The organism is uncultured Halopseudomonas sp., assembly GCF_963977355.1.
Classification (GTDB): domain Bacteria; phylum Pseudomonadota; class Gammaproteobacteria; order Pseudomonadales; family Pseudomonadaceae; genus Halopseudomonas.
Genome location: NZ_CAXBOV010000010.1, coordinates 64,291 through 85,680, shown reverse-complemented (window position 1 = coordinate 85,680; position 21,390 = coordinate 64,291). Strand labels below are relative to the sequence as shown.

At 57.7% G+C, this 21,390-nt stretch carries 21 protein-coding genes; 13 read left to right on the top strand and 8 right to left on the bottom strand.

What is annotated here, in order from left to right:
- Positions 1 to 31 precede the first annotated feature (31 nt).
- From AAC076_RS07180 to AAC076_RS07170, 3 genes are read left to right on the top strand one after another with little or no spacing between them, the layout of a single operon-like run.
- Positions 32 to 2,554, top strand: coding sequence for a phosphomannomutase/phosphoglucomutase (locus AAC076_RS07180; protein WP_339843961.1), 2,523 nt, complete (start codon positions 32 to 34; stop codon positions 2,552 to 2,554).
- Between the two features lie 24 nt (positions 2,555 to 2,578).
- On the top strand, positions 2,579 to 3,484 hold the full coding sequence (argB, locus tag AAC076_RS07175; protein WP_339843959.1) for an acetylglutamate kinase: 906 nt from the start codon (positions 2,579 to 2,581) through the stop codon (positions 3,482 to 3,484).
- 3 nt (positions 3,485 to 3,487) lie between these two features.
- Entirely contained in the window at positions 3,488 to 3,931 is a 444-nt protein-coding gene (locus tag AAC076_RS07170; protein ID WP_339843958.1) for a thioesterase family protein, read from the top strand.
- Between the two features lie 23 nt (positions 3,932 to 3,954).
- On the opposite strand, the gene AAC076_RS07165 is transcribed toward AAC076_RS07170, so the two are convergent.
- Positions 3,955 to 4,545 carry a DUF4124 domain-containing protein gene (locus AAC076_RS07165; RefSeq protein ID WP_339843956.1) on the bottom strand — a complete coding sequence of 197 codons (591 nt, stop codon included), beginning with the start codon at positions 4,543 to 4,545 and terminating at the stop codon, positions 3,955 to 3,957.
- Positions 4,546 to 4,602: 57 nt separating this feature from the next.
- Positions 4,603 to 5,262, bottom strand: coding sequence for an orotate phosphoribosyltransferase (pyrE, locus tag AAC076_RS07160; RefSeq protein WP_339843954.1), 660 nt, complete (start codon positions 5,260 to 5,262; stop codon positions 4,603 to 4,605).
- A gap of 71 nt (positions 5,263 to 5,333) precedes the next feature.
- Between pyrE and AAC076_RS07155 the strand changes: the two genes are divergently transcribed.
- Positions 5,334 to 6,113 (top strand): exodeoxyribonuclease III, encoded by a 780-nt coding sequence (locus AAC076_RS07155; RefSeq protein WP_339843952.1) that lies wholly within the window; start codon positions 5,334 to 5,336, stop codon positions 6,111 to 6,113.
- A gap of 58 nt (positions 6,114 to 6,171) precedes the next feature.
- Here the strand turns inward: AAC076_RS07155 and AAC076_RS07150 are convergent, their stop codons facing one another.
- Both AAC076_RS07150 and rph read right to left on the bottom strand, forming a co-directional pair.
- Entirely contained in the window at positions 6,172 to 6,549 is a 378-nt protein-coding gene (locus AAC076_RS07150) for a DUF4870 domain-containing protein (RefSeq protein WP_339843951.1), read from the bottom strand.
- Positions 6,550 to 6,601: 52 nt separating this feature from the next.
- A complete protein-coding gene (gene rph, locus AAC076_RS07145) occupies positions 6,602 to 7,321 on the bottom strand; it encodes a ribonuclease PH (RefSeq protein ID WP_339843949.1) in 720 nt (239 codons plus the stop codon).
- 126 nt (positions 7,322 to 7,447) lie between these two features.
- Between rph and AAC076_RS07140 the strand changes: the two genes are divergently transcribed.
- Positions 7,448 to 8,314 carry a YicC/YloC family endoribonuclease gene (locus AAC076_RS07140; protein WP_339843948.1) on the top strand — a complete coding sequence of 289 codons (867 nt, stop codon included), beginning with the start codon at positions 7,448 to 7,450 and terminating at the stop codon, positions 8,312 to 8,314.
- A gap of 14 nt (positions 8,315 to 8,328) precedes the next feature.
- Here AAC076_RS07140 and AAC076_RS07135 read toward each other — a convergent pair whose 3' ends face one another.
- Positions 8,329 to 9,600, bottom strand: coding sequence for a DUF2254 domain-containing protein (locus AAC076_RS07135; RefSeq protein WP_339843946.1), 1,272 nt, complete (start codon positions 9,598 to 9,600; stop codon positions 8,329 to 8,331).
- 107 nt (positions 9,601 to 9,707) lie between these two features.
- Here AAC076_RS07135 and gmk point away from each other — a divergent pair, with 107 nt between their 5' ends.
- From gmk to AAC076_RS07115, 4 genes are all read left to right on the top strand, one after another.
- Positions 9,708 to 10,328 carry a guanylate kinase gene (gene gmk / locus AAC076_RS07130; protein ID WP_339843944.1) on the top strand — a complete coding sequence of 207 codons (621 nt, stop codon included), beginning with the start codon at positions 9,708 to 9,710 and terminating at the stop codon, positions 10,326 to 10,328.
- Between the two features lie 100 nt (positions 10,329 to 10,428).
- A complete protein-coding gene (rpoZ, locus tag AAC076_RS07125; protein ID WP_339843943.1) occupies positions 10,429 to 10,686 on the top strand; it encodes a DNA-directed RNA polymerase subunit omega in 258 nt (85 codons plus the stop codon).
- A 43-nt stretch (positions 10,687 to 10,729) separates the two neighbouring features.
- Complete coding sequence (spoT, locus tag AAC076_RS07120) at positions 10,730 to 12,934, top strand: bifunctional GTP diphosphokinase/guanosine-3',5'-bis pyrophosphate 3'-pyrophosphohydrolase (protein WP_339844034.1); 2,205 nt, start codon at positions 10,730 to 10,732, stop codon at positions 12,932 to 12,934.
- Between the two features lie 18 nt (positions 12,935 to 12,952).
- A complete protein-coding gene (locus AAC076_RS07115; protein WP_339843942.1) occupies positions 12,953 to 13,333 on the top strand; it encodes a RidA family protein in 381 nt (126 codons plus the stop codon).
- 37 nt (positions 13,334 to 13,370) lie between these two features.
- On the opposite strand, the gene AAC076_RS07110 is transcribed toward AAC076_RS07115, so the two are convergent.
- Complete coding sequence (locus tag AAC076_RS07110) at positions 13,371 to 13,796, bottom strand: OsmC family protein (RefSeq protein ID WP_339843940.1); 426 nt, start codon at positions 13,794 to 13,796, stop codon at positions 13,371 to 13,373.
- 179 nt (positions 13,797 to 13,975) lie between these two features.
- Here AAC076_RS07110 and AAC076_RS07105 point away from each other — a divergent pair, with 179 nt between their 5' ends.
- Positions 13,976 to 15,298 carry a sorbosone dehydrogenase family protein gene (locus tag AAC076_RS07105; protein ID WP_339844032.1) on the top strand — a complete coding sequence of 441 codons (1,323 nt, stop codon included), beginning with the start codon at positions 13,976 to 13,978 and terminating at the stop codon, positions 15,296 to 15,298.
- A 10-nt stretch (positions 15,299 to 15,308) separates the two neighbouring features.
- On the opposite strand, the gene AAC076_RS07100 is transcribed toward AAC076_RS07105, so the two are convergent.
- Positions 15,309 to 16,151, bottom strand: coding sequence for an NAD-dependent epimerase/dehydratase family protein (locus tag AAC076_RS07100; RefSeq protein ID WP_339843938.1), 843 nt, complete (start codon positions 16,149 to 16,151; stop codon positions 15,309 to 15,311).
- 153 nt (positions 16,152 to 16,304) lie between these two features.
- Between AAC076_RS07100 and AAC076_RS07095 the strand changes: the two genes are divergently transcribed.
- The 3 genes from AAC076_RS07095 to AAC076_RS07085 all read left to right on the top strand — a co-directional run bounded on the left by AAC076_RS07095 (position 16,305) and on the right by AAC076_RS07085 (position 20,863).
- Positions 16,305 to 17,225, top strand: coding sequence for a LysR substrate-binding domain-containing protein (locus tag AAC076_RS07095; protein ID WP_339843936.1), 921 nt, complete (start codon positions 16,305 to 16,307; stop codon positions 17,223 to 17,225).
- A gap of 21 nt (positions 17,226 to 17,246) precedes the next feature.
- Positions 17,247 to 19,322 (top strand): ATP-dependent DNA helicase RecG, encoded by a 2,076-nt coding sequence (gene recG, locus AAC076_RS07090; protein ID WP_339844031.1) that lies wholly within the window; start codon positions 17,247 to 17,249, stop codon positions 19,320 to 19,322.
- 137 nt (positions 19,323 to 19,459) lie between these two features.
- Complete coding sequence (locus tag AAC076_RS07085) at positions 19,460 to 20,863, top strand: HDOD domain-containing protein (protein WP_339843934.1); 1,404 nt, start codon at positions 19,460 to 19,462, stop codon at positions 20,861 to 20,863.
- A 113-nt stretch (positions 20,864 to 20,976) separates the two neighbouring features.
- Here AAC076_RS07085 and AAC076_RS07080 read toward each other — a convergent pair whose 3' ends face one another.
- Positions 20,977 to 21,249, bottom strand: a complete 273-nt coding sequence (locus tag AAC076_RS07080) for an HU family DNA-binding protein (RefSeq protein WP_150276516.1) — start codon at positions 21,247 to 21,249, stop codon at positions 20,977 to 20,979.
- Positions 21,250 to 21,390: the final 141 nt, after the last annotated feature.

Sequence of the window (21,390 nt, the reverse complement as noted above, 5' to 3'; positions counted from 1 at the left end):
TGACGCAATTCGCAGGGAGGCAGTATCCGTGATGAAATTCAAGACCAAGGACCGGGCAAAATCCAACGCGGCGCTACCGGGCACACTGGTGCCCTTGTTGATTGCCCTGATCGGCCTGGCTCTGGCCGCCGGTCTGATCTGGCTGGCCCTGTTTGCCCAGAGTAATGATCGCTATCGTGACGATCTGGCCCAGGCATATGCCACCCAGCAGCTCGGAGCGCTGAATCAGACCACAACACAACTGCGCAACGACCTGGCCCGTCTGGCGGCTAATCCGCAACTCCAGGTCGCCCTTCAGCAGGGTGGCAGTACCAGTGTGCAACGCATGCTGCGCTACTATCTGGCCGACAATCAATCCATGCGTATCTTCGCCGTTGGTGAGGCGGAAAGCCGTGCTGATGGGCAGGAGGTGCCGAGTTTCGCCGTACTAGACATGATCCGTCGAGCGGAACGCAATATGCCGGTACCCATGGAGGCGCATCCTGTAGATGGTACGTGGCAGCTGCATATAGTGACGCCCCTACGGGTTTCAGATAACGCACCGATTGGCGGCACACTAGTCGCAGCATTCGACCTGCAAAGGGTCTTGGCTGCCATGCCACCCCTGGAAGCCGACGCGGGTCAATTGAAGCTGGTACAGAGCTTCCCCGGCGGCCCAGAGCAAACGCTGTATCAGTCCGGTAGCGGCTTTGGCGAGACTATAACTCAGCCTTTGAACAATCCTGCATGGCGTATAGAGTTCCAGCCTGGTGCCGCATTGGTCGCAGGTGTGGCAAACCCCCTGCTTTTACTAGGGTCTGCAATACTCGCGCTTTTCGGCATTATCGCTGCCCTCTGGTGGCTACATCGTTGCTGGACTGCAGACGTCAAATCCGATGCATCGGTACTTAGCCAGCTTGCCCAGGGTCACAAGGTAGCCGGCCTGCGTCTGGGGCCGATGAGACCGGTAGGCCAGGAGATCATGCAGCTGGCTTCAGGCCACGGCCGCAAACTGGGCCCCAGTCCGAAACGCGAGGATGAAGAGTCTCAGCGCGGGAAAAAGGCCCCGGCGCCCTCAACCCCGGCGCTATCCGACGACGAGATTCTCGATATTGATATCGTCGACAGCATGGACGACCTCGGTAATGACATCTTTGCGACCGGGAGCGTCACAAGCGAAACCCCTGCGATCCCCGAAGTACCAGCCGAAATTTTCCGCGCCTATGATATTCGTGGAGTGGTCGACCGCACACTGACGGCGGAAACCGTGTATTGGTTGGGTCGCGCGATTGGAAGCGAGAGCATCGCCCATGGCGAGACCAATGTTGCCGTGGCCCGTGACGGACGCCTGTCAGGCCCTGTGCTGGTGGAACAACTGATCCGGGGCCTCATGGAAAGCGGTTGCCAAGTCATCGACCTGGGCATGGTTCCAACACCGGTGCTCTATTACGCCACCCACACTACCCAGGCCAAGTCGGGCGTCATGCTGACCGGCAGCCACAATCCGGCAGATTATAACGGCCTGAAGGTCGTCATTGCCGGTGAGACCCTCGCCGACCAACGTATTCAGGCTCTGCACCAACGCCTGCGGGACAACGATCTCAGCGAAGGCTCGGGCGGACGAGAGCAGCTGGAATTGCTGGGCGCCTACCGCCGCCAGATCGCCGAGGATGTGGTCCTGGTCCGGTCACTGAAGGTGGTGATCGATTGCGGCAACGGTGTGGCCGGCGTAGTGGCGCAGGGGTTGCTGGAGGATCTGGGGTGTGAAGTCATTCCCCTTTACTGTGAGGTAGACGGTAATTTCCCGAACCATCATCCTGACCCCGGCCATATCGAGAATCTTCAGGACCTGATTGCCGAGGTCAAGCGCAGTGAAGCCGACATAGGCATCGCCTTTGATGGCGATGGCGATCGCCTCGGCGTGATCACCCGCAGCGGCGAATTGATCTATCCTGACCGCCTGATGATGCTGTTCGCAGAAGATATTGTTACGCGCCACCCCGGCGCCGATATCGTTTTCGACGTCAAATGTACCCGTAGATTGCCCGCGCTTATCAGCCGTATGGGTGGACGTCCGGTCATGTGGAAGTCCGGGCATTCCATGATCAAGGCCAAGATGGTTGAAACAGGAGCCCTGCTCGGCGGTGAAATGAGTGGCCACCTGTTCTTCAAGGAGCGCTGGTTCGGTTTCGACGATGGCCTGTATAGCGCCTGCCGCCTGCTGGAGCTGATTTCGATCCAACCCCCCGAAGATAACCCCGAAAAGGATATTTTCAGTAAATACCCTGCGGGTCTGGTCACACCAGAGATCAACCTCAAGGTCGGCGAACAGCGCAAGTTTGAACTGATCGAGGCACTGAAAAAGCAGGCCGACTGGGGCACAGGACGCGTATCCACACTGGACGGCATTCGTGTCGACTTTCCCCATGGCTGGGGGTTGATACGTGCCTCTAATACGACACCCATGCTGGTACTGCGATTCGAGGCTGACAAGCCAGACGAGCTTGAACGGATCCAGCAGTTATTCCGCGATAAGCTGGCTAATATAGCTGGCGACCTGCAACTGACATTCTGATTACTGAAGGAGAAGCTCTACACCATGTTGAGTCGTGACGCTGCCACCCAGGTTTCCCGTGTATTGACCGAAGCACTGCCTTATATCCAGCGCTTTACCGGCAAGACCATTGTCATCAAGTACGGCGGAAACGCGATGGAAAGCGAAGAGCTGAAAAACAGCTTCGCCCGTGACATCGTGCTGATGAAGACAGTCGGGATAAACCCGGTCGTTGTGCATGGTGGCGGCCCTCAGATTGGAGACCTGCTCAAGCGACTCAACATCGAAAGTCGCTTCGTCGATGGCATGCGCGTTACCGATACCCAGACCATGGATGTGGTTGAAATGGTGCTGGGCGGTCAGGTCAACAAGGACATCGTCAACCTGATCAATCAGCACGGTGGCAGTGCCATCGGCCTCACTGGCAAGGACGCAGGCCTGATAAAGGCACGCAAACTCAAGGTGAGCGTGCACACGCCGGGACTCGACAAGCCAGAGATAATCGATATTGGCCATGTTGGTGAGGTGGTCGAGGTCAATACCCGACTGATCAACCGGCTGGTATCGGATGATTATATTCCGGTTATCGCTCCCATTGGTGTGGGCACCGACGGCGCCTCCTACAACATCAATGCCGACCTGGTAGCTGGCAAGGTCGCAGAGGCCCTGCAGGCTGAGAAGCTCATGCTGCTGACAAACATCGCCGGGCTGATGGACAAGGCAGGCAACGTATTGACCGGCCTGACTACCGCCCAGGTCGATGCTCTGATTGCTGACGGCACCATTTATGGTGGCATGCTGCCGAAAATCCGATGCGCCCTTGATGCGGTACAAGGCGGCGTGAGCAGCGCGATTATCGTGGACGGACGGGTTCCTAATGCCATTTTGCTGGAAATCTTTACCGATACCGGTGTTGGCACGCTGATTACCAATAACAAGCGAGACATCTGACCAATGCAACCGGACGATTTTCGCTTCAGCCACGCGCTCCGCGTTCGCTGGGCCGAGGCCGACATGCAAGGCATAGTCTTCAACGGACACTATCTGACCTTTGCTGATGTGGGCATCACTGAATACTTTCGCGCCATGGGTCAAACCTACAGCGGCGAAACAGGGGCCAATGGCAGTGATTTCTTTGCCGTGAAAACTCTGCTGGAATATCGGTCGCCTGCGCGCTTCGACGACATGCTTGATGTACATGTTCGTATCGCCCGGCTCGGCAACTCGAGCATGCAGTTTCTGATCGGTATCTATCGCGCGGAGGAGTTGCTGGTCAACGGGGAGATTGTTTACGTCCATGCGGATCAGACTACACGTCGGCCCTCACCTATCCCGCAGGTGTTTCGCAAAGCGGTAGCCTCTTTCGAGCGCTTGATGCCGGAGGGCGTGACGTCCTGACGAGGACTCGGGCTACAAGGAGCTCAGTCCTCGTTCAGCAGAACCTCGAGTCTGGCGCGTCTTAGCTCGAAGCTGGCATGAACGGCTTCAATCTCCTGCTGTTTGGCAGCAATCAGACGCTCAAGGCGGTCCACTTCGGCATCAACCTCCTTGATCTCCCGCAGAATCGATTCGTCCACCTCTCGACCAGCGCGCTGCTGAGCAGCCGCGCGGCTCAACAGCTCCTCGCGCTGCCCTTTCAAGACCGCAATATTGGTTCCGGTAGCAGCGATCAGATTCTCGATCTGGTCCAGTTGACGGGTCTTGGCCCGCTTCAGATCCGGCACGCTGCTATAGAGTCGCAAGAGGGTCGTGTCTTCTTGCAACTGACGCTCCTGCTCGGCTCGCGCGGCCCGCGCTTCGGCCAACTCCTCGGAACTAGGCGCTGCTGGAATGGTACTCACTACTCGACCATGGTGATCAAGCACCTCATAGCCATGTTCAATATACTCAGCCGGTACACGACTATCGAGTACCGTTACGCCATTATCATCGAGATAGCGATACAGCTGGGCATGGGCCGGTAGCGAAAGTCCGGCAACTCCGACAATGATCAAGCAAAACGACCTAAGCATAAGGGTAACTCTTGCTTGGAGCCGATGACTCCGGTTACGTGGCGAAGGCCGTATCCGTCAGGACTGCCCCGCCTTGATACCATACTCTGCACGGTAGGCTTCTACCGCCGGCAGATGGTGGCGCAACTCGGCATCCTCTTCGAGGAAGCTCAAAACCTGTTCCAGGGAAACGATACTGACGACCGGGATGCCGAAATCACGTTCGACCTCCTGAATGGCTGACAACTCGCCCTTACCGCGCTCCTGACGATCCAACGCGACCATGACCGCTGCCGGAGTAGCACCCGCTGCCTCGATGATCTGCATGACCTCGCGAATAGCTGTGCCCGCAGTAATGACATCATCAATAATCAGAACTCGCCCTTCGAGGGGCGCACCCACCAGACTTCCGCCTTCGCCGTGATCCTTGGCCTCTTTGCGATTGAAGCAGTATGGCATATTGCGATCAAAACTATCAGCTAGCGCCACGGCTGTCACGGCGGCCAATGGGATGCCCTTGTAGGCAGGTCCGAAGATAATATCTACCTCACCAACCGAGCTGTGTACGAACGCCTGTGCATAGAAACGTCCAAGTCGACTGAGAGCCGATCCGGTGTTGAATAGGCCTGCGTTAAAGAAGTATGGGCTCTTGCGGCCGGACTTGAGCGTAAACTCACCAAAACGCAGAACCTCGCGGTCCAGGGCAAAACGTATGAACTCGCGCTGATATTCGTGCATCCGGTTCCTCTTCTTTACAAAATAAATGCTGGCTCGGGTATCATACACTTTCGATTTTGGGGGAGCCATGTATGCGAATCATCAGTCTGAACGTCAACGGCATCGAGGCGGCGGCGGCCCGGGGCCTGTTCGACTGGTTGCGCACACAGGATGCCGACGTGATATGTCTGCAGGATATTCGGGTTACCGCACCGGAACTCGAGCAGGATAAATACTGGCTGGATGACTATTGGCAGTATTGTTTCGAGGCTGAAGTCCCCAGTCAGGGTGGGGTCGCAATCTATACCCGCACGGCCCCCAAGGCCATTATCATGGGCCTGGATTTCGAACTGGCCGACCGCTACGGGCGTTACGTTCAGGCTGACTTCGACAAGGTCAGCATTGGCTGCCTGTTGTTGCCATCCGGTCGCGGAGGCGACGCTGAGCTGAACCAGAAATTCAAGTTCATGAACGACTTTACCGGCTACCTCAACAAGCAACGCCGTAAACGTCGGGAGTTCATCTACTGTGGTTCGCTATACACCTCGCACCTGAAGCTGGATGTGAAGAACTGGCGCGACTGCCAGAACGAACCTGGCTTCATGGCGCCAGAGCGGGCGTGGATGGATGAAATCTTTGGCAATCTGGGCTACGTGGACGCACTACGCGAAGTGACTCGTGAGGCCGAGCTATATAGCTGGTGGCCTGACAGCGAGCAAGCAGAGAGCCTCAATCTTGGGCTGCGCTTTGATTATCAGATACTCACCCCGGGGCTGCGTCGGTTCGTCAAGGATGCACGAATCCCACGGGATGCACGCTTCTCTCAGCATGCGCCGGTAATTATTGATTACGACTGGACGCTGAGTATTTAATAAACAGCTTTGGATTGAAGCTAGAAGCTCAACTTCTAGCTTCAAATAAGCAACCGCTCTACTTGATGATCCGCCAGCAGAACGGATAGCGGTAAGCCTTCCCTTCATTCGCCTTGATCGCTGCAATGATCATCAGAATGACAGCCCCGATAATCACCACCCAGATCAACAGAAACCCGACCACGACGACCATCAGCAACACGCAGAGCAGTGCAGCAAGAGCCACGCTGATCTGAAAGTTCATTGCTTCCTTGCCCTGATCATCAATAAAAACGTCCTGGTCCTTTTTCAGCTGCCACACCAGCAATGGGCCGATCAGGCTGCCGAAGGGGATCAGGCAACCAAGAAAGCCCGACAAATGAGCGATCAAGGCCCATTTGCGTGCTTCGGGTCCGGGCATACCTGGTTCGGCGATCGGCTGGGTTGGTTCAATCATGTCGCGCTACTCCCTATTCCGTTAAAGAATCTGCCAGCCTGATCGGCCAGGCTCAATCTTCCAGCGCCGCCAACTGCATGGCAAACAGCTGATCAACACCCTGCCTGGCCAGCGCCAGCATGGCATTCAATTCATCCGGACTGAATGGCGAACCCTCGGCGGTACCCTGCACCTCAATAAAGCCGCCCTTGTCAGTGACCACCACATTCAGATCTGTCTCCGCTGCGGAGTCTTCAAGATAGTCCAGATCGAGCACCGGCTCACCCTGATAAATACCCACGGAGATCGCAGAGATCATCTGCACTTCAGGCATTTTCTTGATAGCACCGCGCTGCTTCATGACTCGCAGGGCGTCGACCAGAGCGACGCAGGCGCCGGTAATCGAAGCCGTGCGAGTGCCACCATCGGCCTGGATAACATCACAATCGATATACAGAGTGTTCTCACCCAGACTTTTCAGGTCAAGCGCGGCGCGCAAGGAACGACCGATCAACCGCTGAATCTCGAGAGTGCGACCGCCCTGCTTGCCTCGACTGGCCTCTCGCTGCATGCGCGAGCCAGTGGAACGCGGCAGCATCCCGTATTCGGCTGTTACCCAGCCCTGTCCTGATCCGCGCAAAAAGCGTGGCACGCCAGCTTCGACACTCACCGTACAAATAACCTTGGTATCGCCAAACTCGACCAGGACCGACCCCTCGGCATGCTTGGTGTAATGGCGGGTCAGAGTTACCTGACGCATCTGATCGGCTTCGCGGCCACTGGGTCGTTTCATCTTGGAATCCTTAGTACTGCGGGTGTGTGTGCAGAGATTATACGGGTCAAGCCCAGCGGGCGACACCTGAGTATCGACCGGAGTAGAATGCGGCTTCAATTATCTAGTCCGCCAGGAGGCCAACCGATGGTTTACAGCATGACGGCATTCTCACGCTGCGAGCTGAGTACAGATCAGGGGAATCTCGCCTGGGAAATCCGCTCGGTCAATCATCGCTTCCTTGAACCCAGCCTGCGCTTACCGGAAAGCTTTCGCTCACTTGAAGGGCCCTTGCGAGAGCGACTGCGCAAGGAGTTCGCGCGTGGCAAGCTGGAGGCCACCCTGCGCTTCAATCCGGCCGCAGGCGGTAGCGACGCACTGCAGATCAACCAGCCGCTGGTCGATGCCTTGCTCGCCGCAGCCGAACGCATCAGCCGGCAGATGGATGCCCCCCACAAGATCAATCCTTTGGACGTGCTCGCCTGGCCCGGCGTACTCGGCGGCAACAGGCCCAGCGACGATCAGTTGATTCCCCAGGCCGGCGCCCTGTTCGAGGAGGCGGTTACCGCCCTCAAGGCACAGCGCGCGCGTGAGGGCAGCGAACTTAAAAAGCTGCTGGAAGAGCGACTGGAGGCAATAAGTGAAAGGGTCGCCAGTCTGCGCGAGATGATGCCCGGCCTCCTCGCTGCCCACCGACAGAAGCTCATAGATCGCTTCAACGAGGCCCGGCTCGAACTGGACACCACCCGCATCGAACAGGAACTGGTATTACTGGCGCAAAAAATGGATGTGGCCGAGGAACTGGATCGGCTCGACACCCATGTTTCCGAGGCGCGCCATATTCTGTCCGGCGACCAGGCCATGGGGCGACGCCTGGATTTCCTGATGCAGGAGTTCAACCGCGAAGCCAATACCCTTGGCTCGAAAGCCATCGACAGCCGCAGTACGCAGGCCGCGGTGGATCTCAAGGTATACATTGAGCAGATGCGCGAGCAGGTGCAGAACATCGAATAGTAACTGCGGGAGCGTCAGGCTTGCTGGTAACCCGACGCCAGATCACGCAGACGCTGCCTATCCTCTTCCAGCACCATAGACGGCTCCATATGCTTGAGCGCATACAGTGCCTGCCGCTGAGCGCAACTGGCCAGGTGCCCGCCCTGTCCGGCCAGCAACAGCAACCCCTTGTGCAGTCGCATCTGTACCTCGATCAAGCTCGCACCATCTCGCGCAATCGGTGCAAATATGTCATCGAAAAGATCATTGAGATCAAGGCCAGGAACACGTACGCGGGGGTAAATGGGCGCGGACTGCATCTCGGCGACATTCTGCTCGGAATAATAGGAAAGAATCCTCACCGCTCGCCCAAGTACGTCGATTGCGGTACCAGGATCGTTGACCGCAGGCGAAAGCGCGCGCGACGCAATTTCGGCGAGCACGGAGAGGCCAAAGCGCGGATCCTGCTCGAATGAGCGATCATTACCGAGGGTAAAGGCGCACCGAATTGCATCATCAGCTTCATCCACCTCCTTTCCCCGTACCCCTTCAACCCAGGCCAACGCACGCGGCTGACTGACAAAGGCGCCTGGCAGGCAATCAACCCAGACCGTCCAGTCGTTTTTTTCGGCCAGGCGGGATAATTCAACCATATCCAGATGCTGTACCAGCCCGGTAGAGCGGGCATACACGGGCCAGGCAGAATCTGTTGGCAGGGACTCGCCTGATTTAACGGTTATACCCCCCAATCCCGGATGGCATATACGCTCCTTCAGGGCGCTCAAGGTGACGGTTTCGACCCTACCGGTCGTGTCACCTACGCGGCCAAAATAAGATAAATGCTCAATCCAACGCAGAATCGTCATCACGACAAGCAAGATAACCACCAGCGTTACCAGAAACAGGATAGCCCTGCCGCTTTCGTTATAGGTACCGGTACTCAGCGCGGTAATTCCTACCAGGCTGAACAGAAAAGTGCCAAGAAAGGTACCCAGAACATTCTGCGTCGTGGTGTCCTGCATCAGCAGCCGAGTAGCTCGAGGAGTGACGTTAGTAGTGGCGGTGCCATAGGCCATGACCATGACGCTAAGCGAAAAGGTGGTCACCGCCAACATGCTCGAGGCAAGGATATTCAGTATGTCGCCAACGGCGTTTCGACCCAGACCGAGATCAATCTTGAAAGGCAGACTGCCCTGCAGCGCCGCAGCCACCAATGCGGCACCAACCCCGAGCAAAGCAAATAATGCGGCACGCACCCACAGCGTGCGCGTCAACTGCAAAACCAACCACTGCCATTTCGAAATCATCTTTGCCCCTTTGCTGACCGGTCCGCTTCGCCGCATGACGGCACGGCCCAATGTCCCTATAATCAAGCCCATCATTCTAGCCGTTAATCTGCAGGACATCCCGACCAATGACTCATGCCACCGGCACCCTGTATATCGTTTCCGCCCCCTCCGGCGCCGGCAAGACCAGCCTGGTCAAGGCCCTGATTGACCAGCTCGACAATCTGCGCGTGTCTGTTTCCCACACAACCCGCGCCATGCGGCCGGGCGAGGTAGACGGCATCAACTATCACTTTACCAGCCGCGATCAGTTTCTTGCCCAGGTTACCCAGGGAGACTTTCTCGAGCACGCCGAGGTATTCGGCAACCTGTATGGCACCTCGCAAAGTACTGTGGAAAAAACCCTGGCGCTGGGCAACGACCTCATTCTGGAAATCGACTGGCAAGGTGCGCAGCAGGTTCGCAGGGCAATGCCCGACGCACGCTCCATCTTCATTCTGCCGCCCTCCAGGGAAACCCTGCGTGAGCGTCTGACCAACCGTGGTCAGGATGAGGGGAGTGTGATTGAGGGTCGCATGGCGCTGGCCGTCGACGAAATCAGTCACTATGTCGAGTACGACTATCTGGTAATCAATGACGACTTCAACACCGCCCTGGAAGATCTCAAGGCTATCCTGCGCTCAGCCCGACTTAATGTCGTCCGCCAGGAAGAGCGGCATCAGGGGTTGTTGACTGCGCTTTTGTCATAGTTCTTGTCATGGTACTGACCGATTCAGTACACTACATGGTCCTGCGTTCCTTTTCTGGACGCCTCTCGTTTAGATCGTCAAGCCGTACCGGAGTACAACCATGGCCCGCGTTACCGTTGAAGACTGCCTGGAAAATGTAGAAAACCGTTTTGAGCTGGTCATGCTGGCCACCAAACGTTCGCGCCAACTAGCCACCGGCGGCAAAGAGCCCAAGGTTGCCTGGGAAAATGACAAGCCCACAGTGGTTGCACTGCGGGAGATTGCAGCAGGTCTGATTTCCAACGAGATACTGGCGCAGGAAGCGATTCAGGATCAGCAGGAGCCGCTGTACTCGATGGAATCCGACCTCGAGGAGTAAATTCTTGGGCCGGTCGATGTCAGGCCAGACCCGCACGCCCTCCATGGGCGCGGAGGCCGCCACTGAGCGATTCCAGCAGGAAAACCTCGCTGGCACGGAGACCGGTATCGAGCTGTTTGCCGAGCGACTGGCCAAATATCTCGATCCGGATCAGGTCAATCTGATCCGCCGGGCCTACTATTACGCCGAGCAGGCCCATGACGGGCAGACCCGACGCAGCGGTGAAGCCTACGTCACCCACCCCCTGGCAGTAGCCCACATTCTTGCTGATATGCACATGGATCATCAGAGCCTGATGGCCGCCATGCTGCACGATGTTATTGAAGATACCGGCATACCCAAGGACGCCCTGGTTACCCAGTTTGGCGAAACTGTGGCCGAACTGGTCGACGGTGTCAGCAAGCTCACCCAGATGACCTTCGAGACCAAGGCCGAGGCACAGGCAGAAAACTTTCAGAAGATGGCGCTGGCCATGGCGCGCGACATTCGCGTAATCCTGGTCAAGCTTGCTGATCGCCTGCACAACATGCGCACCCTGGGCGCCCTGGCCCCGGAAAAACGCCGGCGGATCGCCAAGGAAACCCTGGAAATCTATGCACCCATCGCTAATCGCCTGGGTATGCACAGCCTGAGTACCGAATTCGAGGATCTTGGATTCAAAGCCATGCATCCCATGCGCTCGGACCTGATCCATCGCGCCGTGCGTGCCGCCCGCGGCAATCGCAAGGAGCTGCTTAACAAGATCCTCGACTCCCTGCAGAACTGTCTCGAGCGAGAGGGGCTGCCTGGCAAGGTAATGGGCCGCGAGAAACACCTGTTTGGTATTTATCAGAAGATGCGCGGTAAGCGTAAAGCGTTCCACGAGATCATGGACGTCTATGCCTTCCGGATCATCGTCGACAAACCAGATACCTGTTATCGCGTACTCGGCGCAATTCACAGCCTCTACAAACCCTTCCCCGGGCGCTTCAAGGACTACATCGCGATACCCAAGGCGAACGGCTACCAGTCATTGCACACAACGCTGTTCGGCATGCACGGCGTGCCCATCGAGATTCAGATCCGCACCGAGGAGATGGAAGAGATGGCCAACAACGGTATTGCCGCGCACTGGGTCTACAAATCCAAGGACGAGGTGATCAACGGCCACCATGCTCGCACCCGTCAATGGCTCAAGGGCGTGCTGGAACTGCAGCAGAACGCAGGCAACTCCCTGGAATTCATCGAGAACGTCAAGATCGACCTGTTCCCCGACGAGGTCTACATCTTCACGCCCAAAGGCCGCATCATGGAGCTGCCCAAGGGCTCTACCCCGGTCGATTTTGCCTACGCGGTGCATACCGATGTCGGCAACAGCTGTATTGCCTGCCGGGTCAACCGACGCCTGGCGCCGCTGTCCGAGCCCCTGGAAAGCGGCCAGACAGTCGAAGTCATACGCGCCCCCGGCGCCAGACCCAACCCCGCCTGGTTGAGTTTCGTGATTACCGGCAAGGCACGCAGCAATATCCGGCATTTTCTCAAGCATCAGCGCCATTCGGAGTCGATCGCCCTGGGCGAGCGTCTGCTGGACAAGGTACTCGCAAGCTTTGATACCAGCCTGGGTGCGATTCCCGAGAGCAACATCAGACAGGTTCTCAACGACTGCAAGATGGAGCTGATGGAGGATCTGCTGGCTGATATCGGGCTGGGTAACCGTATGGCCTATGTTGTCGGCCGCCGGCTACTGGCTGCCGAACCTACGACGGATGCTGTGGATGCCGGTTCCAAGAAGCCGGCCGCAGCAGAGCCCGAAGCCACAGCGGAAAAACCCCTGGCCATCCGTGGTACCGAAGGTCTGGTCGTCAGCTTCGCCCGCTGCTGCAATCCGATTCCCGGTGACCCCATTGTGGGCTACCTGTCTTCTGGCAAAGGTATGGTTATTCACCAGGAGAACTGCAGCAACCTGGCCGAAAATCGCCACAGCAACGAAAAAACCTTGCACCTGACCTGGGACAAGGACGTCAGCGGTGAATTCACCGTAGAATTGAAAGTCGAGCTGGAAAACGAACGGGGCATCATCGCCCAACTGGCCACGGGCATTACCATGGCAGATGCGAGTATCGACAAGATCAGCGTCGATGAGCGCGATGGGCGTGTCAGCGTCGTTCAGCTGGTGGTTCGGGTCCGTGACCGCCTGCACCTCTCACAATTGATCAAGCGTATACGGGCCCTTAACGGCGTGATGCGCATTACCCGCCTTAAAAACTGATCCCATTCCGGAGATTCAATGAACAAGCAAGTCATCACCAGTGACCGGGCACCTGCTGCCATCGGCCCTTATTCACAGGCTATCAAGGTAGGCAACACGGTATATCTTTCAGGCCAGATTCCGTTGGATCCAGAGACCATGGAAGTGGTCGAGGGGATGGAAAAACAGATCTGTCAGGTGTTTGATAACCTGACTGCCGTTGCCGAAGCTGCCGGTGGCGACCTGCAGGACATCGTCAAACTTAACATCTTTCTGACTGACCTGGGCCATTTCAGCCTGGTCAATGAGGTCATGACGCGCTATTTCAAACAGCCTTATCCAGCGCGCGCGGCCATTGGCGTGGCGTCTTTGCCCAAGGGCGTGCCAGTAGAGATGGACGGCATCATGGTGGTCAGCTAAGCAGCCCTCATCACTGAAAGGCTGCTCGCCGCGGGTGTCAGCTTTTCAGACTGGCATCCAGGCTGATGTCAGCCTTCAACAGTTTGGAAATCGGGCAGCCACTCTTGGCCTTGCCCGCAATCTCATCAAACTCTTTCTGCTCAATCCCGGGAATCACTGCGCTCATGCTGAGTGCCACGGCGGTCACCGCAAAACCATCGGCCTGCTTGCTCAGCGTTACTACCGCTTTGCTATCAACACTGTCCGGCGTATAGCCTGCCTCGCCCAACAGCATGGAAAAAGCCATTGAGAAGCAACCGGCATGGGCTGCACCAATCAGCTCTTCCGGGTTGGTTCCTGGCTCATTCTCAAACCGGGTATTGAATCCGTAAGGATTGGCCTTGAGCGCTCCACTTTCGGTAGAAATGGTGCCCTTGCCTTCTTTCAATGAACCCTGCCAATGGGCTGATGCTGACTTATCCATCTGTTTCTCCTCGTATGGCGAGTAAACCGACGGCCAACTGGCCATCTGGCGCCTTGCAAAATGATGCCAACCGGGTGAACGTTGTCACCATGAGCGGGTCAGTTACGGAGGTAGATATGCACCTCCAGCACTCTGAACCCTTTCCCCGGCTGCTCTCATACGGACAAGCTAATCCCGTGATTAATTCCCCTCGACTCTCTCTTTTTGTTTTCAGTCTGGCCCTGACACTGATCGGCTGTGGCTCGCAACCAGCACTCCCTATCACAGCTGGGATGGGGCCCCATCCGGCCCTGCCGGAGCCAGAGAGCGGCTTACTGCCAACGGTCAATATCGCGCCGGCGGTCGGCTGGCAGGCCGATGCCATGCCACAGGCAGCCCAGGGATTACAGCTCCAGGCATTCGCCAAAGGACTGGACCACCCGCGCTGGCTGTATGTCCTGCCCAACGGCGATATTCTGGTGGCTGAAACCAATGCACCAGCCAAACCGGAAGGCAGCGGCAGCGTCAAGGACTGGGTGGCCAAGAAGATAATGACCAAGGCGGGGGCCGTCACCTCAAGCGCTGATCGGATCAGCTTGCTGCGCGACAACGACGGCGATGGCGTGGCGGACCAGCGCACAGTATTCATCGATAACCTGCACTCGCCCTTCGGCATGGCCCTGGTGGGAAACACGCTTTATGTGGCTAATACCGACGGCGTCGTACGCTTTCCCTATCAGGCCGGCCAGACGCAGATAAGGTCGCCAGGCGAACTGGTCACAGCGTTGCCCGGCGGCCCGCTAAACCATCACTGGACCAAGAATCTGATTGCCAGCCCCGATGGCAAACATCTGTACGCTGCGGTGGGCTCCAACAGTAATGTGGCAGAAAATGGGCTGGAAGCAGAGCAGGGCCGTGCAGCCATCTGGGAAATCGATACGGCCACCGGCAGCAAGCGGATATTCGCATCAGGCTTGCGCAACCCGGTCGGCATGGCCTGGGAGCCCTTCAGCGGCGAACTATGGACCGTCGTGAACGAGCGCGACGAGCTCGGCAATGACCTCGTGCCGGACTATATGACCTCGGTCCATGAAGGTGGCTTTTATGGCTGGCCCTGGAGCTACTTTGGTCAGAACGTGGACACGCGCGTAAGCCCGGCCAATCCATCCCGGGTTACCCAGGCGCTGGTGCCAGATTACGCACTCGGCGCCCATACCGCGTCACTGGGTCTGAGCAATGCCACCGGCAGTCGTTTGCCGGCCCCCTTTACCGAAGGGCTGTTCATTGGCCAGCACGGCTCCTGGAACCGAAAACCGCACAGCGGCTATCAGGTGCTCTTTGTCCCGTTCAAGGAAGGCCGTCCCAATGATGCGCCCTATACGGTGCTGGATGGCTTCCTCAATGATCAGGGAGAGGCGCAGGGTCGCCCTGTAGGCGTGGTCATCGACGCTCAGGGTGCGCTGCTGGTAGCTGACGACGTCGGCAATGTGATCTGGCGAGTCAGCGCCGCACAGCAACCCTGATTACCCGACATCAGGTCTTGAGCAGCTCCGCGTAGCCTTCGCGGAAGCTTGGGTACTGTGGCTGCCAACCCGACTCGCGGGCCAGTTCATTGCTGCAGCGCTTGCTGCCGCTGCGGGTAGATACCGCACCGTCGGGCTGCAAGCTGGTGCCCAACTGCTCAGCCAACCAGGTGGTGACGTCAAACAACGACGCCGGCTCATCATCCACCCCCAGATAGCAGGGCGCCAACAACTCGTCTTCATCAGCCTGCGCCAGCAGATGCGCGAGCAACCCTGCAGCATCATCCCGGTGAATGCGATTGGTATACTGCGCGGGCTCAGCTGCCACATGCAGCCCACCGCGTACCTGCTCAATCAGCCGATTGCGGCCCGGCCCGTAAATACCCGCCAGACGCACCACGCTGGCAGGCACGCCACTGCGCAGGGCCACATCTTCTGCGGCCAGCAGCTTTACGGCGGTCGGCGAGTCAGCCAAGGCCCGGCTGTTTTCAGTAACCCACTCACCCTCCGATTGCGCATAGACGCCGGTACTGGAGACCTGCAGGAGAAAACTCAACTTCTGACCACTACTCTTGATCCACCCCAGCACATGCTCCAGTCCCTCGACATACAGCTTCTGATACAGGTCTGCATCGCGATTACCGGCCGCCGGGCAATAAACCAGATAATCGACCCTGGCTGGCCAATCGGCTGGTTTCTGATCCTGGGTCAGATCCGCCGCAATCGGCATGATTCCCGCTGGTAACTGTGCCGGGTCACGTCGCAACCCATAGACTTGCCAACCGCGCGCCAACAGCAGCTGGCCCAGGGCTGAACCCAGATCACCACAGCCTGCAATAACGACGTGTTTCATAACCACTTCTCCCATGAATTCCCGTGCCACACTCTAACAGCCCAACCCGCGCAGACTACCCCACATACTGCGCTATCTGATTGTTTTACTCTATCGATCAAAAGGCTATGCTAGGGATCATCTTTCCCAGTTCCCAACGCAGGCCTCTATGTCATGACCTTGACCGAATTACGCTACATAGTGACCCTTGCCCAGGAACAGCACTTTGGCCATGCCGCCGAGCGTTGCCATGTATCCCAGCCAACCCTCAGCGTGGGGGTAAAGAAGCTTGAGGACGAACTGGGTGTGATGCTTTTCGAGCGCAGCAAGAGTGCGGTACGCGTTACCCCGATCGGCGAGCGCATCGTCGCCCAGGCCCAGAAAGTGCTCGAAGAATCGCTGGCCATCCGCGAACTGGCAACCGCTGGAAAGAATCAGCTCTCGGCACCCTTGAAGGTAGGAGCAATCTACACGATTGGCCCATATATGTTCCCGCATCTGGTTCCGCAGCTGCACAATGTGGCACCGGAAATGCCGCTGTACATCGAGGAGAACTTTACTCATGTACTGCGTGACAAACTGCGTAACGGCGATCTGGATGCCATCATCATCGCGCTGCCATTCAACGAGCCCGATGTATTGACCCGGCCCTTGTACGATGAGCCATTCAGCTTGCTGATCCCGGCCAGTCATCCCTGGGCCGAACGGGATAATGTCAGCCTGGAAGAGTTGGACGACAACAAGTTGCTGCTGCTGGGCGAGGGGCATTGCTTTCGCGATCAGGTGCTGGAAGCCTGCCCGACCCTGCGCAAGAGTGATGAACACGCGCGCCATACCACCGTCGAATCAAGTTCACTGGAAACCATCAGGCATATGGTCGCCTCCGGCATTGGCATGACCGTGCTGCCAATGTCTGCGGCGGACGATCGCTATTACAGCTCCGAACTACTGGTCACCAAGGCGTTCAAGACACCCGCACCCTACCGCACCGTTGCCATTGCCTGGCGTGCCAGTTTCCCACGGCCCAAGGCGATCGAGATTCTCAGCGACTCCATCAGGCTGTGCTCAGTTGGCCAGCCGAAGACGCGCAAGTAAGCCGTGGTGAGCCCGACGACCCTGCCTGAACGAACTGCTCTGACGGTTTTCAAGGGTGTTGGTCCGGCCCTGGCGGAGAAACTCGACAAGCTGGGACTCAGTTCGGTACAGGATGTTCTCTTCCACCTGCCCCTGCGCTACCAGGACCGTACCCGGGTAACACCCATTGGCGCCCTGCGTCCGGGGATGGACGCTGTGGTCGAGGGCACGGTGCAGGGCTCCGATGTGGTGATGGGACGGCGCCGCAGCCTGTTGTGCCGCTTACATGACGGCACCGGCGGGTTGAGTCTGCGATTCTATTATTTTTCCGGCGCTCTCAAGGCCAATCTGGAAAAAGGCAGTCACTGGCGCTGCTACGGCGAGGTGAGGCCCGGCGCCTCGGGGCTGGAGATTTATCACCCCGAACTGCAGAGCCTGGATGCCGACACGGCCATGCCGGTCACCGAGACGCTGACGCCTATCTATCCGAGCACCGAGGGGCTTTCGCAGCAACGCCTGCGGAGCCTCAGCGAGGCTGCATTGACCTGGCTGGACCAGGGCAACAGTCTCACCGAACTGCTCCCTTCGGACATACTCGAAGAGTACCAGCTGGCCCCCCTGCGCGAGGCGATTCACACCCTGCACCGCCCACCACCGTCGGTGGACCTTGAGGCACTTGAGGATGGTCGGCACTGGGCACAACACCGCCTCGCGTTTGAAGAATTACTGGCCCACCAGTTGGCGATGCTCAACCTTCGCGCACAGATCCGCAGCCACCAGGCACCAGCGATGCCCGCCGCCAAGGAGCTTCCCGACTTGTTCCTGGCGCGACTGGGTTTTAACCTGACCGGCGCGCAGCAGCGTGTAGGCAGTGAAATTGCGCTCGATCTGCAACAACGTCAGCCCATGCTGCGCCTGATTCAGGGCGATGTTGGATCTGGCAAGACCCTGGTAGCGGCGATGGCCGCACTACAGGCACTGGAAGCGGGCTGGCAGGTCGCTTTGATGGCACCTACCGAGATTCTCGCTGAACAGCATTTCAACAATTTCAGCGCCTGGCTCGCACCCCTGGGCATATCCGTGGCCTGGCTTGCGGGCAAACTCAAGGGTAAGACACGCCAGAACCAGCTACAGATGATTGAGACCGGCGATGCAGCCATGGTAGTCGGCACCCATGCGCTTTTTCAGGGTGAGGTGAAGTTCCATAATCTGGGGCTGGCGATTATCGACGAGCAGCACCGCTTCGGTGTTCAACAACGCCTGGCATTGCGTGACAAGGGGGCGGCTGGCCAGTTTTCACCCCATCAGTTGATCATGACCGCTACACCGATACCGCGTACCCTGGCCATGAGTGCCTATGCCGATCTGGATACCTCGGTGCTCGACGAGCTGCCCCCCGGACGCACCCCGGTCAATACCGTACTGGTCTCAGATAGCCGTCGCGATGAGGTCATTGAACGGGTACAAATGGGCTGCGCCGAAGGTCGGCAGGCCTATTGGGTCTGCACGCTGATCGAAGAATCAGAGCAATTGCAGGCCCAGGCCGCCGAAGGTACCTGGCAGATGCTCTGTGAGAGCTTGCCGGAGCTGTCCATCGGATTGATTCACGGCCGCATGAAACCTGCCGAAAAGGCCGAGATCATGGCCGCGTTCAAAGGTGGAGACCTGCACCTGCTGGTTGCCACGACCGTCATCGAGGTCGGGGTCGATGTACCCAACGCGAGCCTGATGGTCATCGAAAATCCCGAACGCCTCGGCCTGGCTCAGCTGCATCAGTTACGCGGCCGAGTTGGAAGGGGCAGTACCGCCAGTCACTGTGTACTGCTTTACCATGCTCCCCTGTCACATCTTGGTCGTGAGCGGTTGGGTATCATGCGGGAAAGCACCGATGGTTTTGTGATCGCGGAAAAGGATCTGCAACTGCGGGGACCCGGCGAAGTACTGGGCACCCGTCAGACCGGCGTGGTGCAGTTCCGGGTAGCCGATCTGCTACGCGATGCTGATTTGCTGCCGCGGGTGCAGCAGGCTGCCGGCCTGATGCAGCAACAATATCCACAGCTGTGCCAACCGCTGATTGATCGCTGGCTGGCAGTAGGTCAACAATTCGCTCGCGTGTGATCCGGTGCAACCTCCTGCACGGAGCACCTACGATGCGCCCGTGCTAATATCCCAAAAGCATAAATCGACGAAACAGGTTCACCAGGACGCCAGGATAGTTCGCGTCAGTGAACACTGAACAATAAAGGAACTTGCCGATGAACATCTCTGCTGCCTCCCCGGAAACCAGCGCAGGTCTGCCCCACCTGATCGAGAAATTGCTGCAACAGCAAGCTATCGAGTATCAGTTGCGGCCGACCCCCCAGGCAGTGCCCGGCCATCAACAGGTACAGGCCTGTCTTCTTTGCGACTCGATCGGCACCGTATTGGCGCTATTCCCGACTGATCATCTGCTGGATCTGAAAAAAGCTGGAGCACTTCTTGGCCGGGATCTTGAGCCGGTCCGTTCAGTCCAGCTGCAACGTATTCTCGCCAAACACCAGCTCAACCAGCTACCAGGTTTGCCCGTATTGTTCAGTTCACCCTGTATTGTCGAAAAGAGCTTATTGGCGCAGCCCACCCTGTGGCTGGACAGTGGGCTGGCGGGCTGGAGCCTCGAACTGGAACAGAAATCCGCGCACCTGCTACTGGAAAAGGCCAGCGCAGCGCACTTTGCAGTGTCGCTGGATGGGCTGAACGCGCTATCCGGAGACCCGGCCCAGGACGGCCAGGATCTGAGCCGTGCTGTCAGCAACTTCACTGCCTTGCGCATGCGGCAGCGCCTGGAAGAAACTATCGAAATCCCACCACTGCCCGCCACCGCGCAGAAAATCATGAAACTGCGCAGCAACCCCGATGCTGACATCATGGAGTTGGCAGATCTGGTGGAAACTGATCCAAGCCTCGCCGCTCAGGTTGTCAGTTGGGCCTCATCTCCCTTCTATGCAGCGCCCGGCAAGATACGCTCGGTCGAGGATGCCATTGGTCGGGTGCTCGGGTTCGACCTGGTAATCAATCTGGCAGTTGGCCTGGCGCTGGGCAAAACATTTACTCTTCCCAAGGACGCACCGGAAGGGACCACAGGTTACTGGGAACAGGCAATTTATACCGCCGCGGTGATCGAGGGTCTGGCCAAGGCAATGCCCCGTCACTTGCGCCCCGAATTGGGACTGAATTATCTAGCGGGGCTGCTGCATAATTTTGGCTATCTGGTACTGGCTTATATCTTCCCGCCTTATTTCCACATCATCTGTCGTCACCAGGAAGCTAACCCCCATGTGCAGCCGCACTTGATCGATCAGCACCTACTCGGCGTGAGCAGGGATCAGATCGGTAGTTGGTTGATGCGCTTCTGGGATATGCCCAACGAGATTTCCAACGCCATTCGCTATCAGCATGACCCCCTCTATGCCGGCGAAGATCACGTCTATGCCAACCTGGTATACCTGGCGCAGGCGTTACTTCAGGAACAGAAAATTGGTAATGGCGCGCCCATGCCGATGCCGGAGGCGCTGCTGGCACGCCTGGAGTTGAGCGCCGACCAGGCGTCAGAGGTAGTACACAAGGTTCTGGATGCGCGGGAAGCACTGCGCATGCTGGCTTCGCAATACCAGCAAGGCTGATCCGCCCTGGAGAGGTTTACTTGCAGGTTACCAATTCGCCACGAATTGGCCTAAGCGGCCTGATTGTGCAGGCCGCCCCCTGCAAAGGGGGCCACCTGCGCGCCGACCATGTCTTAGTTGATTGATTCTTTCAGGCTCTTGCCTGGCTTGAAAGAAACAGTATTGCTTGCCTTGATATCAACAGGAGCGCCGGTTTGTGGGTTTTTACCCGTACGGGCACCACGGTGGCGTTGCAGGAAAGTGCCAAAACCCACCAGGGTAACGGTGTCTTTGCGGCTCAGAGCTTGGGTAATTTCATCAAGAACGGCGTTTAATACTCGATTTGCCTGGTCTTTGGTCAGGTCAGCTTTGTCAGCAATAGCTGCAGCGAGATCCGGTTTACGCATGTGAAGCCTCGTCATGTTGTTTTTGTTTTTTCACCGTCGCATCCTCGCAACGGGTGCCACGCCGACCAGAGCTGACTGGCAGGGCGTCTAGTGCCCAGGCAGCATGGCATGACTTGGCATGTTGTGCCAGTCGTATAGTCT

What these genes read in the sequence shown, in the direction of transcription:
- AAC076_RS07180 (WP_339843961.1), top strand. Translation starts at nt 32, where the DNA reads ATGAAATTCAAGACCAAGGACCGGGCAAAATCCAACGCGGCGCTACCG.
- argB (WP_339843959.1), top strand. Translation starts at nt 2,579, where the DNA reads ATGTTGAGTCGTGACGCTGCCACCCAGGTTTCCCGTGTATTGACCGAA.
- AAC076_RS07170 (WP_339843958.1), top strand. Translation starts at nt 3,488, where the DNA reads ATGCAACCGGACGATTTTCGCTTCAGCCACGCGCTCCGCGTTCGCTGG.
- AAC076_RS07165 (WP_339843956.1), bottom strand. Translation starts at nt 4,545, where the DNA reads ATGCTTAGGTCGTTTTGCTTGATCATTGTCGGAGTTGCCGGACTTTCG.
- pyrE (WP_339843954.1), bottom strand. Translation starts at nt 5,262, where the DNA reads ATGCACGAATATCAGCGCGAGTTCATACGTTTTGCCCTGGACCGCGAG.
- AAC076_RS07155 (WP_339843952.1), top strand. Translation starts at nt 5,334, where the DNA reads ATGCGAATCATCAGTCTGAACGTCAACGGCATCGAGGCGGCGGCGGCC.
- AAC076_RS07150 (WP_339843951.1), bottom strand. Translation starts at nt 6,549, where the DNA reads ATGATTGAACCAACCCAGCCGATCGCCGAACCAGGTATGCCCGGACCC.
- rph (WP_339843949.1), bottom strand. Translation starts at nt 7,321, where the DNA reads ATGAAACGACCCAGTGGCCGCGAAGCCGATCAGATGCGTCAGGTAACT.
- AAC076_RS07140 (WP_339843948.1), top strand. Translation starts at nt 7,448, where the DNA reads ATGGTTTACAGCATGACGGCATTCTCACGCTGCGAGCTGAGTACAGAT.
- AAC076_RS07135 (WP_339843946.1), bottom strand. Translation starts at nt 9,600, where the DNA reads ATGATTTCGAAATGGCAGTGGTTGGTTTTGCAGTTGACGCGCACGCTG.
- gmk (WP_339843944.1), top strand. Translation starts at nt 9,708, where the DNA reads ATGACTCATGCCACCGGCACCCTGTATATCGTTTCCGCCCCCTCCGGC.
- rpoZ (WP_339843943.1), top strand. Translation starts at nt 10,429, where the DNA reads ATGGCCCGCGTTACCGTTGAAGACTGCCTGGAAAATGTAGAAAACCGT.
- spoT (WP_339844034.1), top strand. Translation starts at nt 10,730, where the DNA reads ATGGGCGCGGAGGCCGCCACTGAGCGATTCCAGCAGGAAAACCTCGCT.
- AAC076_RS07115 (WP_339843942.1), top strand. Translation starts at nt 12,953, where the DNA reads ATGAACAAGCAAGTCATCACCAGTGACCGGGCACCTGCTGCCATCGGC.
- AAC076_RS07110 (WP_339843940.1), bottom strand. Translation starts at nt 13,796, where the DNA reads ATGGATAAGTCAGCATCAGCCCATTGGCAGGGTTCATTGAAAGAAGGC.
- AAC076_RS07100 (WP_339843938.1), bottom strand. Translation starts at nt 16,151, where the DNA reads ATGAAACACGTCGTTATTGCAGGCTGTGGTGATCTGGGTTCAGCCCTG.
- AAC076_RS07095 (WP_339843936.1), top strand. Translation starts at nt 16,305, where the DNA reads ATGACCTTGACCGAATTACGCTACATAGTGACCCTTGCCCAGGAACAG.
- AAC076_RS07085 (WP_339843934.1), top strand. Translation starts at nt 19,460, where the DNA reads ATGAACATCTCTGCTGCCTCCCCGGAAACCAGCGCAGGTCTGCCCCAC.
- AAC076_RS07080 (WP_150276516.1), bottom strand. Translation starts at nt 21,249, where the DNA reads ATGCGTAAACCGGATCTCGCTGCAGCTATTGCTGACAAAGCTGACCTG.